The 9,570-nt window shown below is 69.3% G+C and carries 8 protein-coding genes and 1 pseudogene; 6 read left to right on the top strand and 3 right to left on the bottom strand.

Annotated elements, in window-relative coordinates:
* Positions 1–157, bottom strand: a pseudogene (locus tag G3N61_RS39885) (PLP-dependent aminotransferase family protein); the annotation flags it as partial.
* 202 nt (positions 158–359) lie between these two features.
* Here G3N61_RS39885 and G3N61_RS36325 point away from each other — a divergent pair.
* Entirely contained in the window at positions 360–1,562 is a 1,203-nt protein-coding gene (locus tag G3N61_RS36325) for a GNAT family N-acetyltransferase (RefSeq protein ID WP_089452757.1), read from the top strand.
* Between the two features lie 24 nt (positions 1,563–1,586).
* Here the strand turns inward: G3N61_RS36325 and G3N61_RS36320 are convergent, their stop codons facing one another.
* Both G3N61_RS36320 and G3N61_RS36315 read right to left on the bottom strand, forming a co-directional pair.
* Positions 1,587–2,066 carry a DUF3331 domain-containing protein gene (locus G3N61_RS36320; RefSeq protein ID WP_089452756.1) on the bottom strand — a complete coding sequence of 160 codons (480 nt, stop codon included), beginning with the start codon at positions 2,064–2,066 and terminating at the stop codon, positions 1,587–1,589.
* A gap of 38 nt (positions 2,067–2,104) precedes the next feature.
* Positions 2,105–3,316 carry an MFS transporter gene (locus G3N61_RS36315; protein ID WP_205824800.1) on the bottom strand — a complete coding sequence of 404 codons (1,212 nt, stop codon included), beginning with the start codon at positions 3,314–3,316 and terminating at the stop codon, positions 2,105–2,107.
* A 213-nt stretch (positions 3,317–3,529) separates the two neighbouring features.
* Here G3N61_RS36315 and G3N61_RS36310 point away from each other — a divergent pair, with 213 nt between their 5' ends.
* The 5 genes from G3N61_RS36310 to G3N61_RS36290 all read left to right on the top strand — a co-directional run.
* Complete coding sequence (locus G3N61_RS36310) at positions 3,530–4,270, top strand: GNAT family N-acetyltransferase (RefSeq protein WP_205824799.1); 741 nt, start codon at positions 3,530–3,532, stop codon at positions 4,268–4,270.
* 348 nt (positions 4,271–4,618) lie between these two features.
* Positions 4,619–5,683, top strand: a complete 1,065-nt coding sequence (locus G3N61_RS36305; protein WP_043184432.1) for a 2,3-butanediol dehydrogenase — start codon at positions 4,619–4,621, stop codon at positions 5,681–5,683.
* Positions 5,684–6,130: 447 nt separating this feature from the next.
* Positions 6,131–8,068, top strand: coding sequence for a HAMP domain-containing histidine kinase (locus G3N61_RS36300; protein ID WP_205824798.1), 1,938 nt, complete (start codon positions 6,131–6,133; stop codon positions 8,066–8,068).
* A gap of 133 nt (positions 8,069–8,201) precedes the next feature.
* A complete protein-coding gene (locus G3N61_RS36295) occupies positions 8,202–8,858 on the top strand; it encodes a VC0807 family protein (protein WP_043184429.1) in 657 nt (218 codons plus the stop codon).
* A gap of 74 nt (positions 8,859–8,932) precedes the next feature.
* The coding region (locus G3N61_RS36290) for a CPBP family intramembrane metalloprotease domain-containing protein (RefSeq protein WP_205824796.1) at positions 8,933–9,570 on the top strand (638 nt) is incomplete at its 3' end.

Here is a 9,570-nt window from a genome sequence, read left to right as displayed (position 1 = left end):
CGGGCAGCCGCGTGCCGGCCGGCATCGCGCCGCCGAGAATCGCGTCGCGCACCCGGCGCAGCAACTGGCGTTGCAGCGAAGGCGCGCCCGGCGTGCGCGCCAGCGGCGCGTCGAGCGGCAGCAACGGCGCGTCGGCGGAAGGAAGGACTGTCGTCATCGGAACATCGCAGCGTGAAAATGTCGGAAGGTGGCGCACGGCTAGTGGCGGACGGCTAGTCGCGCACGGCTCGCCGTTCGCGCCCCGAAACACGTGGCACCATAAATTTGTCGATCCCTGGCGCTTCTCATGGTACCTCGCCGCGACTACGATCGTCTGCATGCCGGCATGTCGCCGGCCGCCAACCGAAGCGAGATCGACCTTGTCCACGCTCACCAACGCTTTCCAGCAACCCATCGGCCACCCCGTTCCCGACTGGTCCGCGCGCCCGCGGCCGGAGCGCATCGTCCTCGAAGGCCGCTACTGCCGGCTCGAACCGCTCGACGCCGAACGCCATGCGGCCGACCTGTACGCCGCCTACGCCCAGGCGCCGGACGGCAGCGACTGGACCTATCTCGTCCACGGCCCGTACGCCGACGAGTCGAGCTACCGCGACTACGCGCGCGGCGCGCAGGCAAGCACCGATCCGCTGCACTACACGGTGATCGACCGCGCCACGGGCCGCGCGGTCGGCACGCTCGCGTTGATGCGCATCGATCCGGCCAACGGCGTGATCGAGGTCGGCTCCGTCACGTTCTCGCCGCTGCTCAAGCGCACGCCCGTATCGACCGAAGCGCAGTTCCTGCTGATGAAGTACGCGTTCGACACGCTCGGCTACCGGCGCTACGAATGGAAGTGCGACGACCTGAACATCCCGTCGCGCAAGGCCGCCGCCCGGCTCGGGTTCCGCTACGAAGGCACGTTCCGGCAGGCGATCGTCTACCGCAACCGCAATCGCGACACCGCGTGGTTCTCGATCATCGACGGCGAATGGCCGGATGTCCGCGCCGCGTTCGACGCGTGGCTCGCACCGGAGAACTTCGACGCGCACGGCGAGCAGCGCCAGTCGCTCATCGCGATCCGTCACGCGCAGGCGCGCGAGCGCGATGCGGCCAGCCGCGCGCAGGACGCGACGCGCGTCACGGTGCGCCCGCTCGTCGCCGCCGACGAAGCCGCGTGGCGCCCGCTGTGGCAGGGTTATCAGCAGTTCTACGACACCGCACTGAGCGACGCGGTGTTCGCGACGACGTGGGCGCGCCTGATGGATCCCGCCGAGCCGATGTTCGTGCTCGGCGCATTCGACGCATCGGGTGCGCTGGTCGGGATCGTGCATTCGATCTACCACCGCTCGTGCTGGACCGAAGGGCCCTACTGCTACCTGCAGGATCTCTACACCGCGCCCGACGCACGCGGGCAAGGCGCAGGCGGTGCGCTGATCGAGGCCGTGTACGACCATGCCCGCGAAGCCGGCGCGAGCCGCGTGTACTGGCTCACGCACGAAACCAACACGACCGCGCGCGCGCTGTACGACAAGCTCGCGAACAACGCCGGGTTCATCCAGTACCGGCACGACGTGAAGCAGTAACCCGCTGCAGCAGCCGGCCGGCGTTCAGCCGCGAACGTCGGCCGGTGCGTGTGCGTCGTCATCCTCCGCCGTGACGCCACACGCCGCGCCGGTGGCACCCGGCACCGACGCCGGGCAGATCATCTCGTCGCCATTGGCCGGCACGGGCCGCCGTACCGGCCGGAACACCGGCTCGCCCGGCTCGATCGACTGCCCCGAGATCGCGCAGCGGCCCGGCTGCAGCGCGATACGCAAACGCCAGCGCTGTTCGCCGTAATGGCAACGGCCGCTCTCGACCCAGCGAACCAGCAACGCGTTGTCGCCGGCCTCCAGCACCGTGACGAACAGTTGCGGACGCAACGGCGAGACAGCCAACGCCGCGTGCTCGGGAGCCGGCACCCGGCCGATCGTCACGAGCGGATGCGCGACGCCGTCACACGGCGGCATCGCATCGTGTTCGACCCATGCCGGCGCATCGCACGGCAGGTCTTCTTCGCAAATCAGGCTTTCCATGGTGTTGAGCATGCTTGACGGATTTCCGTACAGGTTGAACGGCGCCGCGCTCAGCGCCGGCCCAGCGGTTCGCGCGGCAGCGACAGGCCGATCGCCGCGCCGGTGACGGCGGCCGCGAGCATCAGCCCGATGCCGCCCGACCAGCCGAAGGCACCGACGATCGCGCCGATCGCCAGCGGCCCGATCACCTGTCCGAGATAGTTGCCCTGCACGACCCAGCCGATGCTGAGCGGCGCCAGCGACGGCGTCGGCGCGGAGCCGGGCGCGCACGCGAGGATCGTCGCGGGCAGCATCCCCGCGATCGCCGAGAACGCAAAACCCAGCGCGACCGCGAGCGGTGCCGGCGTGGCCGCGCTGAAAAGCCCTGCGCCGGCCGCGCCGATCGCGACCGACGTCGCGGCCATCACGATCCCCGGCCGTGCGCCGCGCGACAGCAGCCAGCCGGCCGTCAGGTTGCCGATCACGCACGCGGCGACGATCGCCGCGCTGATCAGCCCCGCCGTGCCGACCGCGACACCGAGGCGCTGCATCAGGAACACCGGCAGGAACGTCATCGCGGCAAAGAACTGCACGTTGTAGGTGGCGAAACCCAGCGCGAGCAGCGTGGTCGACCGCGACGCGAGCACGTCGCGCAGCGCGGGCCCGATGCGCGGCGCGGCGGCCTGCCGCGACGGCACGTCGGCGGACGTCGTGACGGGCACCGCAGCCGCCGCCACGAGCGTCAACGCCGCGGCCGCGAGCCAGCCGTTGCGCCAGCCGCCGAGCAGCGGCCCGACCAGCATCGACAGCGCCATGCCGACCGGCATGAACGTGCTCCACAGCCCGAACGCGAGCGTGCGCCGCTCGGGCGGCGTCACGCGATTCAGCACGGCTGGCGCGGCGACCACCACGATCACGAACCCGAGCCCCTCGGCGAAGCGCGTGACCAGCAGCAGCGCGAAGCTGCCGGCCCATGCGCCGGCAACGCTCGACAGGCCGAGGATGACGAGGCCCGCGATCAGCAGCAGCCGGTCGCCCCAGCGCCGCACCAGCACGCCGGCCGCGATCCCGCCAAATACGCCGACGAACGGAAACACCGACATGATCCCGCTCAGCGAAGCGAGCGAGCCGCCGAACTCGTGCTGGAGCGACGGCAACGCGATCGTCGCCTTGCCGACGTGCAACGCCGACACGATGCTCGCCAGCACGACGTTCGCGACGGCGGCCCGGTAGCGACGCGTCGGTAGCGTGGCGGCATCGGCCGCGACAGGCGATTCGGTCATCTCCACCTCGGTTGAAGCGGCCGCGTGCCACGGGATACGTCACGCGTCCGCGATCGGACTGGCGCACATGATACAAATTGAAGTTCACTTCAAGTAAAGGGGTAATGTGCGCAACGATCCGTTCCGTCGATCGCGGCAATGGGCCGGCATGGCAGCGTGCACCGCCCTGATCTAAGCTGTCGGCTTCGCCCTGACGACGTTGCATACGCCCGCATGCCGACCGCCTCTCCCGCTCCCGACGCCCCGCTTCCGCTCGACGCAGCCTGGTCGACCTTCCCCCGCCGCAAGGCCGCGGTACGCACCTTCATCGCCGGATATTGCGCCGCACGCGACCGGCGCGATGCGCCGCTGCACGACAGCCCGGACGGCCACGTCGTGCGATTCGACGCCGGCATGGGGCGACTTGTCGAGCACTTCGTGATCGAGGGCGCGCCCGCGGATGGCGACGGCCCGTTCGCGGTCGGCGCGTGGATCACGCGCTACGGCGCCGCGCCGCTGCCGCCCGCGCTCGAAGGGAGGACACGCCGGCTGTCGGACGAGCATTTCATGGCCGCCGATATCGGCGGGCTGTCAGGCGACGAGGCGCTTGCGCAGGCGCTCGCCTGCCACACGCCGGGCGACATCGACAAGTTCAATGCGGACGCTCCGTTCCCACCGTTCCAGCCGAATCCGGCCACCTTCCTGTTCGCGCACCGGCTGGATGGGCAAGTCGCCGCCACCGCGCGCTACGGCTTTGCGTCGGCACGCGATATCGTCGTCGACCGCGTCGGGACCGCAGACGCGTACCGTCGCCGCGGCCTCGCGATGCAGCTGCTCGCCGCGATCGCCGCGCATGCCCGGCAACGCGGCGCGCAGCGTGTCTGGCTCGTGTCGACCGCGGCCGGTCTGCCGCTGTACCGCGCCGCCGGATTCACGCCGCTCGCACCGGTCGCGGTCGACGAAGTGGTTGCCTGAACGCGCGTCGAACCGCGCCGGCCATCGCCGCGCGTCTCGCAATTCGTCTCATTGCGCTGAGACGAACGTCCCAGCGTCTCATCCGGCCTGCGATTTTGCTTGCGCAGCAAATTCCGCATCACTCGTCCTCACAACCCACCCTCATCAACGGACACGGCGATGGTGCATCGCGCCATTTCCGTCCCATCCAGCCACCACCCGGCGCCCCCACTCAAGCTGGCCCCGTTCCTGCATACCGGTCGATCGCGCAATCGCGCGACGGGCACACCGGCAGCCACGCGCTGCGCCCGACGACAACCTGATGGAGACAGCAACGTGAGTACACCGGCATCGACCACCGCCCCCAGCATGAAAGCCGCCGTCTGGCACGGCCGCCACGACATCCGCGTCGAACAGGTTCCCGTGCCGGCGCGCCCGCCGGCAGGCTGGGTCACGATTCGCGTGCACTGGTGCGGGATCTGCGGTTCCGACCTGCACGAATACGTCGCGGGGCCCGTGTTCATCCCGGTCGACGCGCCGCATCCGCTGACGGGCCTGAAGGGCCAGTGCATCCTCGGCCACGAGTTCAGCGGCGAGATCGCCGAACTCGGCGCGGGCGTGACGGGCTTCGCGGTCGGCGACCGCGTGACGGCCGACGCATGCCAGCATTGCGGCACCTGCTGGTATTGCAAACACGGGCTGTACAACATCTGCGAGAACCTCGCGTTCACCGGGCTGATGAACAACGGCGCGTTCGCCGAATACGTGAACGTGCCGGCCGAACTGCTGTACAAGCTGCCCGACGATTTCCCGACCGAGGCCGGGGCGCTGATCGAGCCGCTCGCGGTCGGGCTGCATGCGGTGAAGAAGGCCGGCAACATCGTCGGGCAGACGGTCGTCGTGGTCGGCGCGGGCACGATCGGCCTGTGCACGATCATGTGCGCGAAAGCCGCGGGTGCCGGGCGCGTGATCGCGCTGGAAATGTCGGCCGCGCGCAAGCAGAAGGCGCTGGAAGTCGGCGCGAGCGTCGTCATCGATCCGAAGACGTCGGACGCGATCGCGGAAGTGAAGGCGCTGACCGGCGGCTACGGCGCGGACGTGTCGTTCGAGTGCATCGGGCACACGACCACCGCGAAGCTCGCGATCGACGTGATCCGCAAGGCCGGCAAGTCGGTGATGGTCGGCATCTTCGAGGAGCCGGCGCCGTTCAACTTCTTCGACATCGTGTCGACCGAGAAGGAAGTGATCGGCTCGCTGGCGTACAACGGCGAATTCGCGGACGTGATCCGCTTCATCGCGGACGGCCGCATCGACGTGCAGCCGCTCATCACCGGGCGCATCGCGCTCGGCGACATCGTCTCGCACGGCTTCGAGGAACTGGTCAACCACAAGGACCGGAACGTGAAGATCATCGTTCAGCCCGCCGCTGCCTGACCGCCCGCACGGCCGCGGCCGCGATTCGCGCCGCGGCACGCCTGCTGCCGTATCGCCCTGCAGCGTCGCCCGTTCGCGGGCGACGTGCCTGCCGCCCCCCTCCAGCGCGCCCCCTCCCCGCATAGCTGCCGTCGTCCGAAGCGGACTTGATGCCGCGTCCCGGTCGGACACGTCGATTCAAAACATTCGCAATCCAAATCATCTGCCGTCATGCGCCACGGGCGCGATACGCGATCAGGGTTTCTCCGGATCAAGCGCGATTCGTCCGGTGTCGACAGGACACTGACGCAAGGCGATCCTGTGCCAAGCACGATCCGGCTTCCCGGCCGGGATCGTTGCCGCCCCGTGAAGGCGGCTCCCTGCCCCCCCAATAAACCTTACGGCGTCACGGCGCCGACAGGCAGAGAATACGGGCCCACCCGGGATAGCTTGCAAACATGGTGTGTCATGAATCGATCATTCTCGTTTAACCGGGAACGCGCATACAACATTCGATCGCTGACGATCCTGCAGAAGACGCATATCGGCTTCGCAATCGTCACAACGCTGCTGGCCTTGCTGTGCGGCACGATTATCTGGGGGAGTTTCCGGCAATACCGGCAGGAGAACGCCGACCTGCAGAGCTTCGAATTCGTCCGCGGGGCGATGCGCGCCGCCAACGTGATCTCGGCCGAGCGCGGCCCGACGAACGACCTGCTGGTTCGCCTGCAGGACGACGGCGCCACCGAAGCCCGCAACCTGCTCGCCGCACGCGCGCGTTCCGACGAGGCGCTGAAACGCTTTCGCGCCGGCATCGCGCAGGCGACCGTGCTGAACGATCGCGAACGCGGCAACCTGCTGCATGCACTCGACTCAGCCCGGATGACGCTCGCCGATGCGCGTGCGGAAGTCGATGCGCTCGACGCGCGGCCGCTCGCGTCACGCACCGTTAACGATATCCAGCACGCGCAGGCGCACCTGTTCCGGGTCGTCGACACGCTGTCGCTGCTGATCGACGGGGCGATGACCGACACCGCGATGCGCGCCCCGCGCACGTCGGGTGCGATCCTGCTGGCGCGGCTCCTCGGCGATCTCCGGGAATACGCGGGCCGCACGGGCTCGCTGCTCATCGCACCGATGTTCGCGCGGCAGGCGCTCGATCGCACGCAGTTCGCGGACATCATGCGGATGCGCGGCCGCATCGAGCAATTGCGCGCGCTGATCGACGGCGCGATCGGCGCGCAGCTCGACGACCCCGACGTGGCACGCGAATATGCGCAGCTCAACGCGGCCTTCGACACGCACATCCTGCCGCTCGTCGACGCGACGGTCGCCAGCGGCCGGAACGGTGCCTATACGATGAGCGCTGCCGAGTTTTCCCGTGCGATCGTGCCGCATTTCCGGCCGAGCGAGCTGCTGCGCGACCGCGTGATCGACCTTGCCCGGCACCGCGCGATCGGCGACCGGAACACCGCCCGGATCAAGGTCGGGTTGTCGGCGTTCGCCACGGCACTGTGCATCGCGATCCTGGTTTCGCTCGCGCGCGGCACGCAGCGGCTGCTATCGAAGCCGCTCGATGCGCTCGGCCGCCGGATCGTCGCGCTCAGCGATGGCGATACGTCGCACGTCGCGATGCCGCGCGGCATCGGGCCCGAGATCGCGCGGATCCATGACGCGCTGGAAACGTTGCGCAACGCGACGGTCCGCCGCGACATGCTCGAGCGCCAGCGCAACGACATGCTGACGCTGTTCTCGCACGACATGCGCGCCCCGCTGACCTCGCTGATCATCCTGATCGACACGCAGGCGCACCGGGCGGGCGATGCGCAGACGAAGCAGCAGTTCGCGAGAATCGGCAAGCTGGCGCGGCACACGCTGGCGATGGCCGACGGTTTCGCGCAGCTCTCGCGTGCGGAGGCCAGCGAATACGAACGCGTGCCGGTCAACCTCGCCGACCTGATGAACGAGGCACGCGACGCCGTGTGGCCGCTCGCGCACCGGAAATCCATGTCGATCGACGACGTGCCGCGGCGCGACGACACGATCGTGCAGGGCGACCCGGCACTGCTGTCGCGCGCGCTGATCAACCTGCTGGACAACGCCATCAAGTACAGCGCGCCGCTGACGAGCGTCGAATGCAAGGTCGAGCCGGGTGGCGACGGCAAGACCGTGCGCTGCACGATCCGCGACAGCGGGTGCGGGATCAGCAGCGCGGACCAGATGCGGCTGTTCGAGCGCTACCGGCGCTTCCGCACCGCCGGCCAGCCGGAAACCAGCGGCGTCGGGCTCGGCATGGCGTTCGTCAAGGCAGTCGTCGAGCGGCATGAAGGCAACATCCACGTGCACAGTGTCGTGCTGCACGGCACCACGGTCACGATCACGCTGCCCGTGGCGGTGAATCCGTGACGGCGGCAAGTGGCCGAGGCGACGCCGCAGCCCCGCCCGATTCTTCGATATACTGGACCGAACCCTTTTCGGGGCAACCGGGGGCCACCACGCCCTTTGCACGTTCGCCCCAACCTGCGTGGAATAGCGCACCGTGAAACCGCGAGCCGGACTGATTCTCGAACTCTTCGTCAACCTGGTGCTGCCCTGGGTCGCCTACCGGGCCGCGCAGCCGTATTTCGGCGAAACCGGCGCGCTGTACGCGTCGGCGGTCCCGCCGATCGTCTGGTCGATCGTCGAATTCATCCGCTCGCGCCGCGTCGATGCGGTGGCGGCCATCGTGCTGCTGGGCATCGCGCTGTCGATCATCGGGATGGCACTCGGCGGCAGCCCGCGCACCTTGCTGATGCGCGAGTCGCTCGCGTCCGGCACGATCGGCGTCGTGTTCCTGCTGTCGCTGGTCCGCGCACGTCCGCTGATCTTCTATCTCGCCCGCGCCACCGTGGCCCGCGAAATGGACGGCGGCGCCGCGCATTTCGAAGCCGTCTGGGACGCGCAGCCGGGGCTGCGGCAGATGCTTCGGCGAATGACCTTCGTCTGGGGCGCGTTCATGACGCTGGAAATGCTGCTGCGCCTCTGGATGGTCGTGACCTGGCCGGTCGAACGTGTGCTGGTGGTGTCGCCGATCATCGGCTATACCGTGTTCGGCTGCCTGCTGACGTGGACCTTCTGGTACCGGCGGCGGATGCGCGTGCGCAACAGCGTTCACATCCCGGGCCGCGACGGCGTCACCGAAACCGCCGGCCGCTGAGCGCGCCCGGCCGGCATGGCGGGACGCCTGCTGTATGATGCGCGGCGTCTCGTCCGACGAATGCCGTATCTGTCATGTCCCTTTCTCTCCTTCCGTCCGCCACGATCTGGCTCGCGCTGTTCGCGGCCGCCGCGTTCGCGTGGCATCGCCCGCAGCACGGCCTGAGCCTCGGCCTCGCCGCGCTCGGCTATGCGTGCGCGCTGGCGTTCGGCAAGCTCGCACCACTCGCGCTGGCGCCGTTCGCGTTGCTGGCCGCGGCCGCCTGGGGCGTGATGCCCGAGCGCCCGCGCGCGGTGCGCATCGCCGCGCATGTCGTCTTTGCCGCGCTCGCGATCGCGCTCAGCCTGCACCTGATTCCCGGCTTCCACAATCCGCGCGTGATCGCCGCGACGCGCTTCACGCCGGATGCCGTGCCGTTCACGATGTACCTGAATCTGGACAAGCCGCTCATCGGCCTGTGGCTGGTGTGGGTGCTGCCGTGGGTCGCCCCCGACATCCCGCTGTCGCGCGCGCTGCGCACCGGCGCGGTGGCGGCCGTGGCAACGGCGGCCGCGTGCCTGGCCGGCGCGCTCGCGTTCGGGATGGTCGGCTGGGCGCCCAAGTGGCCGTCGTCAGGCTGGCTGTGGCTCGTGGACAACCTGTTGATCGTGACGCTCGCCGAGGAAGCGCTGTTCCGCGGCTATGTGCAGGGCGGGCTGACGCGCGCGCTGCG

The organism is Burkholderia sp. Ac-20349 (assembly GCF_017104865.1).
GTDB lineage: Bacteria > Pseudomonadota > Gammaproteobacteria > Burkholderiales > Burkholderiaceae > Burkholderia > Burkholderia aenigmatica.
This window is presented reverse-complemented; position numbering and strand designations above follow the sequence as displayed.